The sequence below is a fragment of the Enterobacter cloacae complex sp. 277I4 genome, from assembly GCF_050031465.1.
GTDB lineage: Bacteria > Pseudomonadota > Gammaproteobacteria > Enterobacterales > Enterobacteriaceae > Enterobacter > Enterobacter cloacae.
The window spans coordinates 4870561-4888305 of the sequence record NZ_JBLGWC010000001.1 but is presented as its reverse complement, the minus strand read 5'-3'; the positions used below and the strand labels follow the sequence as shown (position 1 = coordinate 4888305).

Annotated in this window: 10 protein-coding genes, 2 tRNA genes and 3 rRNA genes; 13 read left to right on the top strand and 2 right to left on the bottom strand. The window is 54.6% G+C overall.

Translation table 11 applies throughout. The features are described 5' to 3' along the window. Window positions 1–65 precede the first annotated feature (65 nt). Window positions 66–1568, top strand: a complete 1503-nt coding sequence (gene ubiD, locus ACQG19_RS23780) for a 4-hydroxy-3-polyprenylbenzoate decarboxylase (RefSeq protein ID WP_246932789.1) — start codon at window positions 66–68, stop codon at window positions 1566–1568. Window positions 1569–1598: 30 nt separating this feature from the next. Continuing rightward, window positions 1599–2300, top strand: coding sequence for an NAD(P)H-flavin reductase (gene fre, locus ACQG19_RS23775; protein WP_013099232.1), 702 nt, complete (start codon window positions 1599–1601; stop codon window positions 2298–2300). A gap of 161 nt (window positions 2301–2461) precedes the next feature. On the opposite strand, the gene fadA is transcribed toward fre, so the two are convergent. Beyond that, window positions 2462–3625, bottom strand: coding sequence for an acetyl-CoA C-acyltransferase FadA (gene fadA, locus ACQG19_RS23770; RefSeq protein WP_020688730.1), 1164 nt, complete (start codon window positions 3623–3625; stop codon window positions 2462–2464). Between the two features lie 9 nt (window positions 3626–3634). Next, window positions 3635–5824, bottom strand: a complete 2190-nt coding sequence (fadB, locus tag ACQG19_RS23765) for a fatty acid oxidation complex subunit alpha FadB (protein WP_013099230.1) — start codon at window positions 5822–5824, stop codon at window positions 3635–3637. A gap of 190 nt (window positions 5825–6014) precedes the next feature. On the opposite strand from fadB, the gene pepQ reads away from it, so the two are divergent. From pepQ to birA, 11 genes are all read left to right on the top strand, one after another. Further along, complete coding sequence (pepQ, locus tag ACQG19_RS23760; protein WP_013099229.1) at window positions 6015–7346, top strand: Xaa-Pro dipeptidase; 1332 nt, start codon at window positions 6015–6017, stop codon at window positions 7344–7346. After that, window positions 7346–7960, top strand: a complete 615-nt coding sequence (locus tag ACQG19_RS23755; RefSeq protein WP_013099228.1) for an IMPACT family protein — start codon at window positions 7346–7348, stop codon at window positions 7958–7960. Before pepQ ends, ACQG19_RS23755 begins: the two co-directional genes overlap by 1 nt. Window positions 7961–8000: 40 nt before the next feature. Next, window positions 8001–9452, top strand: a complete 1452-nt coding sequence (trkH, locus tag ACQG19_RS23750; protein ID WP_013099227.1) for a Trk system potassium transporter TrkH — start codon at window positions 8001–8003, stop codon at window positions 9450–9452. A 10-nt stretch (window positions 9453–9462) separates the two neighbouring features. Further along, a complete protein-coding gene (hemG, locus tag ACQG19_RS23745) occupies window positions 9463–10008 on the top strand; it encodes a menaquinone-dependent protoporphyrinogen IX dehydrogenase (RefSeq protein WP_013099226.1) in 546 nt (181 codons plus the stop codon). A gap of 355 nt (window positions 10009–10363) precedes the next feature. Next, a 16S ribosomal RNA gene (locus tag ACQG19_RS23740) occupies window positions 10364–11903 on the top strand. 69 nt (window positions 11904–11972) lie between these two features. After that, a tRNA-Ile gene (locus ACQG19_RS23735) sits at window positions 11973–12049 on the top strand. Window positions 12050–12156: 107 nt separating this feature from the next. Then, window positions 12157–12232: transfer RNA gene (locus tag ACQG19_RS23730), tRNA-Ala, on the top strand. A 171-nt stretch (window positions 12233–12403) separates the two neighbouring features. After that, window positions 12404–15306 (top strand): 23S ribosomal RNA (locus ACQG19_RS23725). 187 nt (window positions 15307–15493) lie between these two features. After that, a 5S ribosomal RNA gene (gene rrf / locus ACQG19_RS23720) occupies window positions 15494–15609 on the top strand. The 16S, 23S and 5S rRNA genes sit together here with 2 tRNA genes alongside, the layout of an rRNA operon. Before the next feature lie 126 nt (window positions 15610–15735). Beyond that, the gene (murB, locus tag ACQG19_RS23715; protein WP_108453731.1) at window positions 15736–16764 is read left to right on the top strand and encodes a UDP-N-acetylmuramate dehydrogenase; all 1029 of its coding nucleotides are present in this window, start codon (window positions 15736–15738) and stop codon (window positions 16762–16764) included. Continuing rightward, window positions 16761–17723: a bifunctional biotin--[acetyl-CoA-carboxylase] ligase/biotin operon repressor BirA gene (gene birA / locus ACQG19_RS23710; protein WP_013099224.1), complete on the top strand. Its 963-nt coding sequence runs from the start codon at window positions 16761–16763 to the stop codon at window positions 17721–17723. Before murB ends, birA begins: the two co-directional genes overlap by 4 nt. Window positions 17724–17745 lie beyond the last annotated feature (22 nt).

The window sequence follows — 17745 nt, the reverse complement described above, 5'->3', positions numbered from 1 at the left end:
TTTAACAAAATTACAGCATCACGCAGGCTTACGCCGTATAATGAAGCGCTTACAGAGAGGCCATGATTAACTGCATGAAATACCACGATCTCCGCGACTTCCTGACGCTGCTGGAAAAGCAGGGCGAACTCAAACGCATTACGCTTCCTGTCGATCCTTATCTGGAAATGACAGAAATCGCTGACCGCACCCTGCGTGCCGGTGGCCCGGCGCTTCTGTTTGAAAAACCGAAGGGTTATTCAATGCCGGTGCTGTGCAACCTGTTTGGAACTCCTCGCCGTGTGGCGTTGGGCATGGGCCAGGAGGACGTCACGGCGTTACGTGAAGTGGGTAAACTGCTGGCGTTTCTGAAAGAGCCGGAGCCACCGAAAGGCTTCCGCGATCTGTTCGATAAGCTGCCGCAGTTTAAGCAGGTGTTGAACATGCCAACCAAACGTCTGCGTGGCGCGCCGTGCCAGCAGAAAGTGCTGGAAGGGGATGCGGTAGATCTGACCAACATCCCGATCATGCAGTGCTGGCCTGAAGATGCCGCGCCACTCATTACGTGGGGGCTCACCGTCACACGCGGGCCGCATAAAGAGCGTCAAAATCTGGGTATTTACCGCCAGCAGCTGATTGGCAAGAATAAGCTCATCATGCGCTGGCTGTCGCATCGCGGCGGCGCGCTGGATTTCCAGGAGTGGTGCGCTGCACACCCGGGCGAGCGTTTTCCGGTCTCAGTTGCGTTAGGGGCCGACCCCGCCACCATTCTGGGCGCGGTAACGCCAGTGCCGGATACACTCTCTGAATATGCCTTTGCAGGACTGCTGCGTGGCACCAAAACGGAAGTCGTGAAGTGTATCTCTAACGACCTCGAAGTGCCCGCGAGTGCAGAGATTGTCCTGGAAGGTTACATTGAACAGGGCGAGCTGGCACCCGAAGGCCCGTACGGTGACCACACGGGCTATTATAACGAAGTGGATAACTTCCCGGTGTTTACCGTCACGCACATTACCCAGCGTGAAGATGCGATTTATCACTCCACCTATACCGGACGTCCACCGGATGAACCTGCAGTACTGGGCGTGGCGCTGAATGAGGTGTTTGTGCCGATCCTGCAAAAGCAGTTCCCGGAAATTGTTGATTTCTATCTGCCGCCGGAAGGATGCTCGTATCGCCTGGCGGTGGTCACAATGAAGAAGCAGTATCCTGGTCACGCTAAACGCGTGATGATGGGCGTATGGTCTTTCCTGCGCCAGTTTATGTATACCAAATTTGTGATTGTCTGCGATGATGACGTTAACGCCCGCGACTGGAATGATGTTATCTGGGCCATTACCACGCGAATGGATCCGGCGCGCGATACGGTGTTAGTGGAAAACACGCCGATAGATTATCTGGATTTTGCCTCGCCGGTCTCCGGTCTTGGCTCAAAAATGGGACTGGATGCCACAAATAAATGGCCTGGCGAAACCGACCGTGAATGGGGTCGCCCGATCAAGAAAGATCCTGCTGTGACCGCGCGAATTGACGCGATCTGGGACGAACTGGCCATAATGAATAACGGTAAACCGCAGGCTGACCGTTAAGCCCTATAGACTTCCCGACAGAGAGAGCGAATGACAACCTTAAGCTGTAAAGTGACCTCGGTAGATGCTATCACCGACACCGTATATCGCGTCCGTTTAGTGCCTGAAGCGGCATTCTCTTTCCGTGCTGGTCAGTACCTGATGGTCGTGATGGATGAACGTGATAAGCGTCCTTTCTCTATGGCCTCAACGCCAGCGGAGCAGGAATTTATTGAGCTTCATATTGGTGCGTCAGAGCTTAACCTGTATGCAATGGCCGTCATGGACCGCATTCTTAAAGAGCGCGAGATCGTGGTGGATATTCCCCACGGTGATGCATGGCTGCGTGACGATGAAGACCGTCCGCTGATCCTGATTGCAGGTGGTACAGGCTTCTCCTACGTGCGCTCTATTCTGTTGACGGCCCTGGCGCGTAACCCGAACCGTGATATCACTATCTACTGGGGTGGCCGCGAAGAGAAACATCTCTACGATCTCTCTGAGCTTGAAGCGCTGAGCGTTAACCATCCCAACCTGCGTGTTGAACCGGTGGTTGAGCAGCCGGAAGAGGGCTGGCGTGGGCGTAGCGGCACAGTGTTGACGGCGGTACTGCAGGATCATGGCACGCTGGCAGGGCACGATATCTATATCGCTGGCCGCTTTGAGATGGCGAAAATTGCCCGTGACCTGTTCTGTAACGAACGTGATGCGCGTGAAGATCGTCTGTTTGGCGATGCTTTTGCGTTTATCTAAATAAAAAACCCGCCCCTGACAGGCGGGAAGAACGGCAACTAAACTGTCTCTCTTCGCAAATGGCGTCACTTGCGGCGAGGTACCTCTCGTAGGCCGGGAAAGCGCAGCGCCTCCCGGCAAAAGCCCGATGGCGCGATGCTTATCGGGCCTACGTTATAGCCTTACACTCTCTCAAACACCGTCGCGATACCCTGACCCAGGCCAATACACATCGTTGCCAGACCAAACTGCGCGTCTTTGCGTTCCATCAGGTTAATCAGCGTTGTGCTGATACGCGCCCCGGAGCAGCCCAGCGGGTGACCGAGGGCGATCGCGCCGCCGTTGAGGTTAATTTTCTCGTCGATCTGCTCCATCAGCCCCAGATCTTTAATGCACGGCAGGATCTGCGCGGCGAAGGCTTCGTTCATTTCGAACACGTCGATATCACTGGTGGTCAATCCCGCTTTCTTCAGCGCCAGCTTCGAGGCCGGAACCGGGCCGTAACCCATGATAGAAGGATCGCAGCCTACCACCGCCATTGAGCGCACCCGGGCGCGAGGCGTTAACCCCAGCTCGCGGGCGCGGCTTTCGCTCATTACCAGCATCGCGGCCGCTCCGTCAGACAGCGCCGACGAGGTACCTGCCGTGACCGTACCGGTGACCGGGTCAAACGCCGGGCGCAGGGTGGATAGCGCTTCAACGGTGGTTTCCGGGCGGATCACTTCGTCGTAGCTGAACTGCTTCAGAACGCCATCTGCATCATGGCCGCCGGTCGGGATGATCTCATTCTTAAACGCGCCGGATTGCGTGGCGGCCCATGCACGAGCATGAGAACGCGCGGCGAAGGTATCCTGCATTTCACGGCTAATTCCGTGCAGGCGGGACAGCATTTCAGCGGTCAGGCCCATCATTCCTGCGGCTTTCGCCACGTTACGGCTCATGCCCGGGTGGAAATCGACCCCGTGGCTCATTGGCACATGGCCCATGTGCTCCACGCCGCCGACCAGGCAGGCCTGCGCGTCACCGGTCATGATCATACGCGCCGCATCATGCAGTGCCTGCATTGAGGAGCCGCACAGACGGTTGACGGTAACTGCCGGCACCGAATGTGGGATCTCCGCCAGCAGCGAAGCATTGCGGGCGATGTTGAAGCCCTGCTCAAGCGTCTGTTGCACACAGCCCCAGTAGATATCGTCGAGCGCAGCCGGGTCCAGCGCCGGATTACGCGCCAGCAGGCTACGCATCAGGTGCGCTGAGAGATCCTCTGCACGCACGTTACGGAATGCGCCGCCTTTTGAACGGCCCATCGGGGTGCGAATCGCATCAACAATGACAACCTTTTCCATTGTGACTCCTTAAGCCGTTTTCAGCTCGCCAACCGGACGGGCTGGCTCAACTGCTGGGTAATAGGATTCGTTATGGCGCGCTTTATTACGCAGCCCTTCCGGCACGTCATACAGCGGGCCGAGGTGCTGATACTGCTGCACCATATCGAGATAGCGGGCGCTGCCGAGCGTATCCAGCCAGCGGAACGCGCCGCCGTGGAACGGAGGGAAGCCCAGGCCATAGACCAGCGCCATATCGGCTTCTGCCGGACTGGCGATAATGCCTTCTTCCAGGCAACGCACCACTTCGTTGATCATCGGAATCATCATCCGGGCGATGATTTCATCGTCCGTGAAGTCACGTTTTGGCTGGCTAACCCCGGCCAGCAGGCTATCCACCGCCGGATCTTCTTCTTTCTTCGGTTTGCCTTTGCTGTCTTCTTTATAGCGCCAGAAGCCCAGACCGTTTTTCTGCCCAAAGCGGTTGGCGTCAAACAGGGCGTCAATCGCATCGCGATAATCTTTCTGCATGCGCTGTGGGAAGCCTGCCGCCATAACCGCTTGCGCGTGATGCGCGGTATCAATGCCAACCACATCCAGCAGATACGCCGGCCCCATCGGCCAGCCGAACTGTTTTTCCATCACTTTGTCGACTTTGCGGAAGTCCGCGCCGTCGCGCAGCAGCTGGCTGAAACCAGCGAAGTAAGGGAACAGTACGCGGTTGACGAAGAAGCCCGGGCAGTCGTTGACCACAATCGGGGTTTTGCCCATCTTACTGGCCCACGCCACCACTTTTGCGATAGTGTCGTCAGAGGTTTTTTCGCCGCGGATCACTTCGACCAGTGGCATGCGATGCACCGGGTTGAAGAAATGCATTCCGCAGAAGTTTTCCGGGCGCTTCAGGACGCTTGCCAGCTCGCTAATCGGAATCGTCGAGGTGTTAGAGGCCAGTACGGTCTCCGGACGCACTTTCTCTTCCGTTTCGGCCAGCACCGCTTTCTTCACTTTCGGGTTCTCTACCACGGCCTCAACCACCACATCGACGCGGTCAAAACCGGTGTATTCCAGTACGGGCTGGATAGTAGAGATCACGCCTGAGAGTTTCAGACCGTCAATTTTGCCGCGTTCCAGCTGTTTATTGAGCAGCTTGGCCGCTTCGGTCATCCCCAGCGTCAGGGATTTCTCGCTGATGTCTTTCATCACCACCGGCACGCCCTTCCAGGCGGACTGGTAAGCGATGCCGCCGCCCATAATGCCAGCGCCAAGTACCGCCGCATGTTTTGGCGTCTCAACGTTTTTCGTCAGCTGTTTTGCTTTGCCTTTCACGAACTGATCGTTGAGGAAGATACCCACCAGCGCGCGGGCTTCATTGGTATGTGCCAGCGGGACAAAGCTCTGGTTTTCGAGTTTCAGGGCTTCGTCACGGCCAAAGCGGGCTGCGGCTTCGATAGTTTTCACCGCCGTGATCGGCGCCGGGTAGTGTTTACCCGCTGTCTGCATCACCATGCCCTTGGCGATGGTGAAACTCATGGCTGCTTCAATCTTGCTGAGCTTTAACGGCTCCAGTTTCGGCTGGCGTTTGGCCTTCCAGTCGAGATCGCCGTTAATGGCCTGACGCAGAATGGCGAGGGAGCCTTCAATCAGTTTTTCTGGCTTCACGACGCCATCAACCAGGCCGATTTTTTGCGCCTGCTCTGCGCCAACATCTTTACCTGCGGCAATAATTTCCAGCGCGCTGTCGGCACCCAGCATGCGCGGCATACGTACGGAGCCGCCAAAGCCCGGCATAATGCCCAGTTTGGTTTCCGGCAGGCCGATGCGCAGATCCGGCGTGGCGAGGCGGTAGTCGGTGGCCAGCACGCATTCACAGCCGCCGCCCAGCGCGTAGCCGTTAACGGCGGAAAGGGTCGGGACAGGCAGATCTTCCAGACGATTAAAGACGCTGTTGGCAAAGTGCAGCCACTGGCTCAGCTGTTCTTCAGGCACCAGGAACAGTGAAAGAAATTCGGTGATATCGGCACCAACAATAAAGGCCGCTTTGTTCGAGCGCAGCAGCAGCCCCTTTAAATCAGTTTGTTTTTCAAGTACATCCAGCGCCTGGCCAAGACTGGCCACCGTCGCGGTATCAAGCTTGTTGACTGAGCCGGGGGCATCGAACACCAGTTCGGCAATGCCATCTTCCAGCCAGTTGAGGTACAGGGTGTCGCCTTTGTAGAGCATGTCAGTCTCCTGAATCCAGCAAGTGGATCTGGTCATACCAGATGAGTCGGAGTGTGGGATTTATGTTAATAAAATGCAAATTACTCATTAAGAAATTGCTGCATTGATCACGGTCGGTGGAAATCACGCAGCCGGAGACAGGTGTGCTAAGATGCGAGGACTTGAGGTCAAAAAAACGAAAGGAAGAATGATGGACTCACTGGCTTCGCTTTATAAAAATCATATCGTTACCCTACAGGAACGTACCCGTGATGTACTTGCCCGCTTTAAGCTGGATGCGCTGTTAATCCACTCCGGCGAGCTGATGAATACCTTCCTGGATGACCATGCGTATCCGTTTAAGGTTAACCCGCAGTTTAAAGCCTGGGTGCCGGTAACACAGGTGCCAAATTGCTGGTTGCTGGTGGATGGCGTGAACAAGCCGAAACTGTGGTTCTATCTGCCTGTGGATTACTGGCACAACGTTGAGCCGCTGCCGACCAGCTTCTGGACAGAAGAAGTGGACGTCATGGCTTTACCAAAAGCCGACGGTATTGGCAGCCAGTTGCCTGCCGCGCGTGGCAATATTGCCTACATTGGCCCGGTCCCGGAGCGTGCGCTGGGTCTGGATATCCCGGCAGACAAACTCAACCCGAAAGGGGTGCTGGATTTCCTGCACTATTACCGCGCGTATAAAACCGACTACGAACTTTACTGCATGCGTGAAGCGCAAAAAACGGCGGTGAATGGTCACCGTGCAGCGCATGAAGCCTTCCAGTCCGGTATGAGCGAGTTCGATATCAATCAGGCGTACCTCACCGCGACCGGTCACCGTGACACCGATGTGCCTTACAGCAACATCGTCGCTCTGAATGAGCATGCCTCTGTGCTGCATTACACCAAACTGGATCACCATGTGCCGTCTGAGATGCGCAGCTTCCTGCTGGACGCAGGCGCAGAGTACAACGGCTACGCGGCTGACCTGACCCGTACCTGGGCGGCCAATGCGGATACCGATTTTGCGCATCTGATTAAAGACGTTAACGATGAGCAACTGGCGCTTATCAGCACCATGAAAGCCGGAACCAGCTATGTGGATTACCATATCCAGTTCCATCAGCGCATTGCTAAACTGCTGCGTAAACACCAGATCGTGAAAGACATGAGCGAAGAGGCGATGGTCGAAAACGATCTGACCGGACCCTTTATGCCGCACGGTATCGGCCACCCGCTGGGTCTGCAGGTTCATGATGTTGCGGGCTTTATGCAGGATGATACCGGCACGCACCTCGCCGCGCCGTCTAAATATCCTTACCTGCGCTGCACGCGTATCCTTGAGCCGCGCATGGTGCTGACCATCGAGCCGGGTATCTACTTTATCGAATCGCTGTTAGCGCCATGGCGCGAAGGTCAGTTCAGCAAGCACTTCAACTGGGAAAAAATTGACGCGCTGAAGCCGTTTGGCGGTATTCGTATCGAAGATAACGTCGTGATTCATGAGAACGGTATCGAGAATATGACGCGAGACCTGAAGCTGGCCTGATGGAAAGCTGGCTGATACCGGCTGAGCCGGTCACCTTTGTTGAAGAAATCAAGAAAAGCCGCTTTATTACGCTGCTGGCACATACCGATGGCGTAGAGGCGGCAAAGGCGTTTGTTGAGTCTGTCCGCGCTGCGCATCCCGACGCCCGTCACCACTGCGTGGCGTGGGTCGCCGGGCCGCCAGACGATTCGCAGCAGCTGGGTTTTTCTGATGACGGTGAACCGGCGGGTACTGCCGGTAAACCTATGCTTTCCCAGCTCATGGGCAGTGGCGTGGGTGAAATCACCGCCGTGGTTGTTCGCTACTACGGCGGCATTTTATTAGGTACCGGTGGGCTGGTGAAAGCGTATGGCGGGGGCGTACAGCAGGCGCTTAATATGTTGGTCACCACCCGCAAAACGCCACTCACCGAATATACTTTGTTGTGCGACTACGCCCAGCTATCGGGTGTCGAAGCGCTGCTTAAACAGTTTAACGGTGTGATTGCACACAGTGATTACCAGGCAATGGTGCAATTGCGCGTGGCGCTTCCTCAGGCTGAACAGGCTGCTTTTTCGGCAAAACTGGCGGATTTTAGTCGCGGTTCGTTGCAATTGCTGCCGATTGAAGAATAATCCCCACCTCACTTTTTGAATACCAAAGGAAGCGGCAGAGATGCATTTTCGTGCCATAACCCGAATCGTTGGACTGCTGGTCATACTTTTTTCCGGGACAATGATTCTCCCAGGACTGGTGGCGCTTATCTACCGGGACGGCGCGGGGCGGGCATTTACCCAGACCTTCTTTGTTGCGCTGGCGATTGGCTCGCTGCTGTGGTGGCCAAACCGTCGTCAGAAAGGTGAGCTGAAATCACGTGAAGGGTTTCTGATTGTGGTGCTGTTCTGGACGGTGCTGGGAAGCGTCGGTTCGCTGCCCTTTATCTTCTCTGAACAGCCCAATCTGAGCATCACGGATGCCTTTTTTGAATCCTTCTCCGGCTTAACGACTACCGGCGCGACTACGCTGGTTGGGCTGGATTCGTTACCCCACGCCATTCTCTTTTATCGCCAGATGCTGCAATGGTTCGGTGGTATGGGGATCATTGTTCTGGCGGTGGCCATCCTTCCTATCCTGGGCGTCGGGGGCATGCAGCTATACAGGGCAGAAATGCCAGGGCCACTGAAAGATAACAAGATGCGCCCGCGTATTGCCGAGACGGCGAAGACCCTGTGGCTGATTTATGTTTTACTGACTGTTGCCTGTGCGCTGGCGCTGTGGTTTGCCGGTATGCCCGCGTTCGATGCCATCGGGCACAGCTTCGCGACAATCGCCATCGGCGGATTCTCTACCCACGATGCCAGTGTGGGCTACTTTGATAGTCCAACGATCAACACCATTATTGCTATTTTCCTGCTGATCTCCGGCTGTAACTACGGTCTACACTTCTCATTACTCAGCGGACGTAGCCTGAAGGTGTACTGGCGCGACCCGGAGTTCCGTATGTTTATTGGCGTCCAGCTCACGCTGGTGGTCATCTGTACGCTGGTGCTCTGGTTCCATGATGTCTATAACTCGGCATTGACCACGCTAAACCAGGCGTTCTTCCAGGTGGTGTCGATGGCGACAACCGCAGGTTTTACCACGGACAGCATTGCGCGCTGGCCGCTGTTCCTGCCTGTGCTGCTGCTGTGCTCGGCATTTATTGGTGGTTGCGCAGGGTCGACGGGCGGTGGCCTGAAGGTGATTCGTATTCTGCTGCTCTTCAAGCAGGGGAACCGTGAATTAAAACGCCTGGTTCACCCGAATGCAGTCTATAGCATCAAGCTGGGCAACCGTGCCCTGCCGGAACGTATTCTCGAAGCGGTGTGGGGATTCTTCTCGGCGTATGCCCTGGTCTTTATCGTCAGTATGCTGGCAATCATCGCGACGGGGGTGGATGATTTCTCTGCCTTTGCGTCCGTTGTGGCAACACTTAATAACCTCGGACCTGGCCTGGGGGTCGTGGCGGATAACTTTGCCAGTATGAACCCGGTCGCGAAATGGATCCTAATCGCCAATATGCTGTTTGGGCGACTTGAGGTCTTTACGCTGCTGGTGCTGTTCACCCCAACATTCTGGCGCGAGTAAGGAGTCGTCGGTGAAAACACTTATTCTATTCTCTACGCGAGACGGGCAAACGCGCGAGATTGCCTCTTATCTGGCTTCTGAACTACAAGAGCTGGGCATTTACTCTGATGTGGTGAACCTGAACCGTACGGAGCAAATCGCCTGGCAGGATTACGACCGCGTAGTGATTGGGGCGTCTATCCGTTACGGGCATTTCCATCCTGCGCTGGATCGCTTTGTGAAAAAGCATACGGCAGCGCTCAATAAGCTGCCCGGGGCGTTCTACTCGGTCAATCTGGTGGCCCGCAAACCTGAAAAGCGTACACCGCAGACCAACAGCTACACGCGCAAGTTTTTGCTGAATTCGCCGTGGCAGCCAGACCTGTGTGCCGTCTTTGCAGGGGCGCTGCGTTATCCCCGCTATCGCTGGTATGACCGCTTTATGATTCGGCTGATTATGAAAATGACCGGCGGTGAAACCGATACGCGTAAAGAAGTGGTTTATACCGACTGGACGCAGGTGAGCAGTTTTGCCCGGGAAATCGCGCATTTATCACCCGAATCGCGGCGTATCTAAGCGTGGAGTTTGAAAAGTGAGCGAACGAAAAGTTTTTTGTATTTTGTGCTTGTCACTTCAGAATAACTCCCTATAATGCGCCTCCACTGACACGGAACAACGGCACACACGCCGCCGGGTCAGCAGAGAAAAGCAAATTAAACGCTTGACTCTGAAGCGGGAAAGCGTAATATGCACACCCCGCGCCGCAGCGAAAACGAAGCGGCACTGCTCTTTAACAATTTATCAGACAATCTGTGTGGGCACTCAAAGTGACATGGATTCTTAACGTCGCAAGACGAAAAATGAATACCAAGTCTCAACGAGTGAACACGTAATTCATTACGAAGTTTAATTCATTGAGCATCAAACTTTTAAATTGAAGAGTTTGATCATGGCTCAGATTGAACGCTGGCGGCAGGCCTAACACATGCAAGTCGAACGGTAGCACAGAGAGCTTGCTCTCGGGTGACGAGTGGCGGACGGGTGAGTAATGTCTGGGAAACTGCCTGATGGAGGGGGATAACTACTGGAAACGGTAGCTAATACCGCATAACGTCGCAAGACCAAAGAGGGGGACCTTCGGGCCTCTTGCCATCAGATGTGCCCAGATGGGATTAGCTAGTAGGTGGGGTAACGGCTCACCTAGGCGACGATCCCTAGCTGGTCTGAGAGGATGACCAGCCACACTGGAACTGAGACACGGTCCAGACTCCTACGGGAGGCAGCAGTGGGGAATATTGCACAATGGGCGCAAGCCTGATGCAGCCATGCCGCGTGTATGAAGAAGGCCTTCGGGTTGTAAAGTACTTTCAGCGGGGAGGAAGGTGTTGTGGTTAATAACCACAGCAATTGACGTTACCCGCAGAAGAAGCACCGGCTAACTCCGTGCCAGCAGCCGCGGTAATACGGAGGGTGCAAGCGTTAATCGGAATTACTGGGCGTAAAGCGCACGCAGGCGGTCTGTCAAGTCGGATGTGAAATCCCCGGGCTCAACCTGGGAACTGCATTCGAAACTGGCAGGCTGGAGTCTTGTAGAGGGGGGTAGAATTCCAGGTGTAGCGGTGAAATGCGTAGAGATCTGGAGGAATACCGGTGGCGAAGGCGGCCCCCTGGACAAAGACTGACGCTCAGGTGCGAAAGCGTGGGGAGCAAACAGGATTAGATACCCTGGTAGTCCACGCCGTAAACGATGTCGATTTGGAGGTTGTGCCCTTGAGGCGTGGCTTCCGGAGCTAACGCGTTAAATCGACCGCCTGGGGAGTACGGCCGCAAGGTTAAAACTCAAATGAATTGACGGGGGCCCGCACAAGCGGTGGAGCATGTGGTTTAATTCGATGCAACGCGAAGAACCTTACCTGGTCTTGACATCCACAGAACTTTCCAGAGATGGATTGGTGCCTTCGGGAACTGTGAGACAGGTGCTGCATGGCTGTCGTCAGCTCGTGTTGTGAAATGTTGGGTTAAGTCCCGCAACGAGCGCAACCCTTATCCTTTGTTGCCAGCGGTTAGGCCGGGAACTCAAAGGAGACTGCCAGTGATAAACTGGAGGAAGGTGGGGATGACGTCAAGTCATCATGGCCCTTACGACCAGGGCTACACACGTGCTACAATGGCGCATACAAAGAGAAGCGACCTCGCGAGAGCAAGCGGACCTCATAAAGTGCGTCGTAGTCCGGATTGGAGTCTGCAACTCGACTCCATGAAGTCGGAATCGCTAGTAATCGTAGATCAGAATGCTACGGTGAATACGTTCCCGGGCCTTGTACACACCGCCCGTCACACCATGGGAGTGGGTTGCAAAAGAAGTAGGTAGCTTAACCTTCGGGAGGGCGCTTACCACTTTGTGATTCATGACTGGGGTGAAGTCGTAACAAGGTAACCGTAGGGGAACCTGCGGTTGGATCACCTCCTTACCTTAAAGAACCTGCCTTTGCAGTGCTCACACAGATTGTCTGATGAAAAACAGCAGTAAAAACCTCTACAGGCTTGTAGCTCAGGTGGTTAGAGCGCACCCCTGATAAGGGTGAGGTCGGTGGTTCAAGTCCACTCAGGCCTACCAAATTTTCCCTGATACTGCGTTGCGGCAACGCTCACATACTGATGTATGCGTCGCGTTACCACGCCTTGTCTCAGGAAAAATTACCGGTACAGAGGTTTGCAAACGATGGGGCTATAGCTCAGCTGGGAGAGCGCCTGCTTTGCACGCAGGAGGTCTGCGGTTCGATCCCGCATAGCTCCACCATCTTTTACTGCGAACACAAGAAAACTTCAGAGTGAACCTGAAAAGGTGCACTGCGAAGTTTTGCTCTTTAAAAATCTGGATCAAGCTGAAAATTGAAACGACACATCTTTAATGGTGTGTTCGAGTCTCTCAAATTTTCGCAATCAGAAGTGAAACATCTTCGGGTTGTGAGGTTAAGCGACTAAGCGTACACGGTGGATGCCCTGGCAGTCAGAGGCGATGAAGGACGTGCTAATCTGCGAAAAGCGCCGGCGAGGTGATATGAACCCTTGACCCGGCGATGTCCGAATGGGGAAACCCAGTGTGATTCGTCACACTATCGTTAACTGAATACATAGGTTAACGAGGCGAACCGGGGGAACTGAAACATCTAAGTACCCCGAGGAAAAGAAATCAACCGAGATTCCCCCAGTAGCGGCGAGCGAACGGGGAGCAGCCCAGAGTCTGAATCAGCTTGTGTGTTAGTGGAAGCGTCTGGAAAGTCGCACGGTACAGGGTGAAAGTCCCGTACACGAAAACACACAGGCTGTGAACTCGAAGAGTAGGGCGGGACACGTGGTATCCTGTCTGAATATGGGGGGACCATCCTCCAAGGCTAAATACTCCTGACTGACCGATAGTGAACCAGTACCGTGAGGGAAAGGCGAAAAGAACCCCGGCGAGGGGAGTGAAAAAGAACCTGAAACCGTGTACGTACAAGCAGTGGGAGCACCTTCGGGTGTGACTGCGTACCTTTTGTATAATGGGTCAGCGACTTATATTCTGTAGCAAGGTTAACCGTATAGGGGAGCCGAAGGGAAACCGAGTCTTAACTGGGCGTTAAGTTGCAGGGTATAGACCCGAAACCCGGTGATCTAGCCATGGGCAGGTTGAAGGTTGGGTAACACTAACTGGAGGACCGAACCGACTAATGTTGAAAAATTAGCGGATGACCTGTGGCTGGGGGTGAAAGGCCAATCAAACCGGGAGATAGCTGGTTCTCCCCGAAAGCTATTTAGGTAGCGCCTCGTGAACTCATCTTCGGGGGTAGAGCACTGTTTCGGCTAGGGGGCCATCCCGGCTTACCAACCCGATGCAAACTACGAATACCGAAGAATGTTATCACGGGAGACACACGGCGGGTGCTAACGTCCGTCGTGAAGAGGGAAACAACCCAGACCGCCAGCTAAGGTCCCAAAGTCATGGTTAAGTGGGAAACGATGTGGGAAGGCCCAGACAGCCAGGATGTTGGCTTAGAAGCAGCCATCATTTAAAGAAAGCGTAATAGCTCACTGGTCGAGTCGGCCTGCGCGGAAGATGTAACGGGGCTAAACCATGCACCGAAGCTGCGGCAGCGACACTCTGTGTTGTTGGGTAGGGGAGCGTTCTGTAAGCCGTTGAAGGTGGCCTGTGAGGGCTGCTGGAGGTATCAGAAGTGCGAATGCTGACATAAGTAACGATAAAGCGGGTGAAAAGCCCGCTCGCCGGAAGACCAAGGGTTCCTGTCCAACGTTAATCGGGGCAGGGTGAGTCGACCCCTAAGGCGAGGCCGAAAGGCGTAGTCGATGGGAAACAGGTTAATATTCCTGTACTTGGTGTTACTGCGAAGGGGGGACGGAGAAGGCTATGTTAGCCGGGCGACGGTTGTCCCGGTTTAAGCATGTAGGCGGAGGTTCCAGGTAAATCCGGTACCTTTTAACGCTGAGGTGTGATGACGAGGCACTACGGTGCTGAAGTAACAAATGCCCTGCTTCCAGGAAAAGCCTCTAAGCATCAGGTAACACGAAATCGTACCCCAAACCGACACAGGTGGTCAGGTAGAGAATACCAAGGCGCTTGAGAGAACTCGGGTGAAGGAACTAGGCAAAATGGTGCCGTAACTTCGGGAGAAGGCACGCTGATATGTAGGTGAAGCCCCTGCGGGTGGAGCTGAAATCAGTCGAAGATACCAGCTGGCTGCAACTGTTTATTAAAAACACAGCACTGTGCAAACACGAAAGTGGACGTATACGGTGTGACGCCTGCCCGGTGCCGGAAGGTTAATTGATGGGGTTAGCGGTAACGCGAAGCTCTTGATCGAAGCCCCGGTAAACGGCGGCCGTAACTATAACGGTCCTAAGGTAGCGAAATTCCTTGTCGGGTAAGTTCCGACCTGCACGAATGGCGTAATGATGGCCAGGCTGTCTCCACCCGAGACTCAGTGAAATTGAACTCGCTGTGAAGATGCAGTGTACCCGCGGCAAGACGGAAAGACCCCGTGAACCTTTACTATAGCTTGACACTGAACACTGGTCCTTGATGTGTAGGATAGGTGGGAGGCTTTGAAGCGTGGACGCCAGTCTGCGTGGAGCCATCCTTGAAATACCACCCTTTAATGGCTGGTGTTCTAACGTAGACCCGTTACCCGGGTTGCGGACAGTGTCTGGTGGGTAGTTTGACTGGGGCGGTCTCCTCCCAAAGAGTAACGGAGGAGCACGAAGGTTAGCTAATCCTGGTCGGACATCAGGAGGTTAGTGCAATGGCATAAGCTAGCTTGACTGCGAGAGTGACGGCTCGAGCAGGTGCGAAAGCAGGTCATAGTGATCCGGTGGTTCTGAATGGAAGGGCCATCGCTCAACGGATAAAAGGTACTCCGGGGATAACAGGCTGATACCGCCCAAGAGTTCATATCGACGGCGGTGTTTGGCACCTCGATGTCGGCTCATCACATCCTGGGGCTGAAGTAGGTCCCAAGGGTATGGCTGTTCGCCATTTAAAGTGGTACGCGAGCTGGGTTTAGAACGTCGTGAGACAGTTCGGTCCCTATCTGCCGTGGGCGCTGGAGAATTGAGGGGGGCTGCTCCTAGTACGAGAGGACCGGAGTGGACGCATCACTGGTGTTCGGGTTGTCATGCCAATGGCACTGCCCGGTAGCTAAATGCGGAAGAGATAAGTGCTGAAAGCATCTAAGCACGAAACTTGCCCCGAGATGAGTTCTCCCTGAGACTTAAAGTCTCCTGAAGGAACGTTGAAGACGACGACGTTGATAGGTCGGGTGTGTAAGCGCAGCGATGCGTTGAGCTAACCGATACTAATGAACCGTGAGGCTTAACCTTACAACGCCGAAGGTGTTTTGGCGAAGAGACAGAATTTCAGCTTTGATTCAGAGTCCGAAGGATTTTGCGCTGAGACAAGGCGGCAAGCGAAGGAAAGGAAGGAGCATACTGAGGTATGTGACTGACTTTACGAGAGCAGCCAACGCAGTATCAGCCCAAAAGACACAGGACAGAGCACAGGAATTTGCCTGGCGGCTTTAGCGCGGTGGTCCCACCTGACCCCATGCCGAACTCAGAAGTGAAACGCCGTAGCGCCGATGGTAGTGTGGGGTCTCCCCATGTGAGAGTAGGGAACTGCCAGGCATCAAACAAGTGAAGAGGCCATCCGAAAGGATGGCCTTTTTGCGTTTCTGCGTTGCACAAACTAATCCCCCACAACGTACTGCTTATACGGTAAACTACCTGCGTTTTTGCATCAGGATAGCGCCTATGAACCACTCCCTTAAGCCCTGGAATACCTTTGGTATTCAACGGAATGCTAATCACATTGTACGCGCCGATACGGCCCAGCAACTGCTGGATGCATGGCAACGCGCGACAGAAAACAACGAACCCGTACTGATTCTGGGCGAAGGCAGCAATGTCCTGTTTCTCGATGATTTTGCCGGGACGGTCATTATTAACCGCATCATGGGAATTGAGGTCGAAGAGTGCGCCGATAGCTGGCGTTTGCGCGTAGGTGCCGGCGAAAACTGGCATCAACTGGTGCAATATACCCTCGAAAAAGGGATGCCGGGACTGGAAAACCTGGCTCTCATCCCGGGCTGTGCGGGATCATCGCCCATTCAAAATATCGGTGCGTATGGCATCGAACTCAAACACGTGTGCGACTATGTCGACTGCATTGAGCTGGCGACCGGTACGGCTCAGCGTTTAACGGCAGAGCAGTGCCGTTTTGGCTACCGTGACAGCATCTTCAAACATGAATATCAGGATCGCTACGTCATTGTCGCTGTGGGCCTGCGTCTGTCCAAAACCTGGCAGCCGGTGCTGACCTATGGTGATTTAACGCGCCTCGATCCGGCAACCGTCACCCCTCGCGATGTGTTTGACTCGGTTTGCCATATGCGCATGACCAAACTGCCCGATCCCAAAGTAAACGGAAATGCCGGCAGTTTCTTCAAAAACCCGGTCATAAGCAGCGAAAACGCGAAAGTATTGCTGGCTAAATGGCCTACTGCCCCGCATTACCCGCAGGCGGATGGCAGCGTGAAGCTGGCCGCAGGGTGGCTTATCGATCAGTGCCAGTTAAAAGGTACTGCCGTGGGCGGCGCAGCGGTTCACCGTCAGCAGGCACTGGTGCTGATCAATCAACACGATGCGACCAGCGACGACGTAGTGCAACTGGCGCACCATGTGCGTCAGCAAGTGGGTGAGAAATTTAACGTCTGGCTGGAGCCGGAAGTCCGCTTCATTGGTCGTACGGGTGAAGTGAATGCTGTGGAGGCTATCGCGTGAAGGACAATACCATCCCGTTAACCCTGATTGGCATCCTTGCCGACGGTGAGTTTCATTCTGGCGAGCAATTAGGCGAGCAACTGGGCATGAGCCGTGCTGCCATTAATAAACATATTCAGACCCTCCGCGACTGGGGGGTTGATGTCTTCACCGTGCCCGGAAAAGGCTACAGCCTGCCGGAGCCTATTCAGCTCCTGAATGAAGAACTCATCCGCAGCCAGATAGGGCAGGGTAACGTGGCCGTATTGCCGGTCATCGATTCGACAAACCAGTACCTGCTGGAGCGGATAGGCGAGCTGGAATCAGGGGATGCCTGCGTTGCAGAGTACCAGCAGGCCGGGCGCGGCCGTCGCGGGCGTAAGTGGTTCTCGCCGTTTGGCGCAAACCTCTATCTTTCCATGTACTGGCGTCTTGAGCAGGGGCCTGCCGCCGCAGTGGGTCTGAGTCTGGTGATTGGTATCGTTATGGCGGAAGTTCTGCATGAACTTGGCGCGGATAAAGTACGGGTAAAATGGCCAAACGACCTTTACCTGAACGATCGTAAGCTTGCCGGCATCCTGGTCGAACTGACGGGAAAAACTGGCGATGCGGCGCAAATTGTCATTGGTGCCGGTCTCAATATGGTAATGCGAAATGTGCAAAGCGATGTGGTGAATCAGGCGTGGACCAACCTGCAGGAAGCGGGGATCACCATCGATCGCAACACGCTTGCCGTGCGTATGATTAAAGAGCTGCGTACCTCCTTGTCTCTCTTTGAACAGGAAGGGCTGGCATCGTTCCTGTCTCGCTGGGAAAAACTCGATAACTTTATCAACCGACCGGTGAAACTGCTGATTGGTGATAAGGAGATCTACGGTATCTCTCGCGGCATTGATGCACAGGGTGCCCTGCTCCTGGAGCAGGATGGCGTCATCAAGCCCTGGGTGGGCGGTGAGATCTCCCTGCGCAGCGCTGAATAAATGAGTATGCGCCCTACAGGAT

Excerpts from the sequence above, each read along its gene's own strand:
- fre (WP_013099232.1), top strand. The coding sequence starts at position 1,599 with ATGACAACCTTAAGCTGTAAAGTGACCTCGGTAGATGCTATCACCGAC.
- fadA (WP_020688730.1), bottom strand. The coding sequence starts at position 3,625 with ATGGAAAAGGTTGTCATTGTTGATGCGATTCGCACCCCGATGGGCCGT.
- fadB (WP_013099230.1), bottom strand. The coding sequence starts at position 5,824 with ATGCTCTACAAAGGCGACACCCTGTACCTCAACTGGCTGGAAGATGGC.
- pepQ (WP_013099229.1), top strand. The coding sequence starts at position 6,015 with ATGGACTCACTGGCTTCGCTTTATAAAAATCATATCGTTACCCTACAG.
- ACQG19_RS23755 (WP_013099228.1), top strand. The coding sequence starts at position 7,346 with ATGGAAAGCTGGCTGATACCGGCTGAGCCGGTCACCTTTGTTGAAGAA.
- trkH (WP_013099227.1), top strand. The coding sequence starts at position 8,001 with ATGCATTTTCGTGCCATAACCCGAATCGTTGGACTGCTGGTCATACTT.
- murB (WP_108453731.1), top strand. The coding sequence starts at position 15,736 with ATGAACCACTCCCTTAAGCCCTGGAATACCTTTGGTATTCAACGGAAT.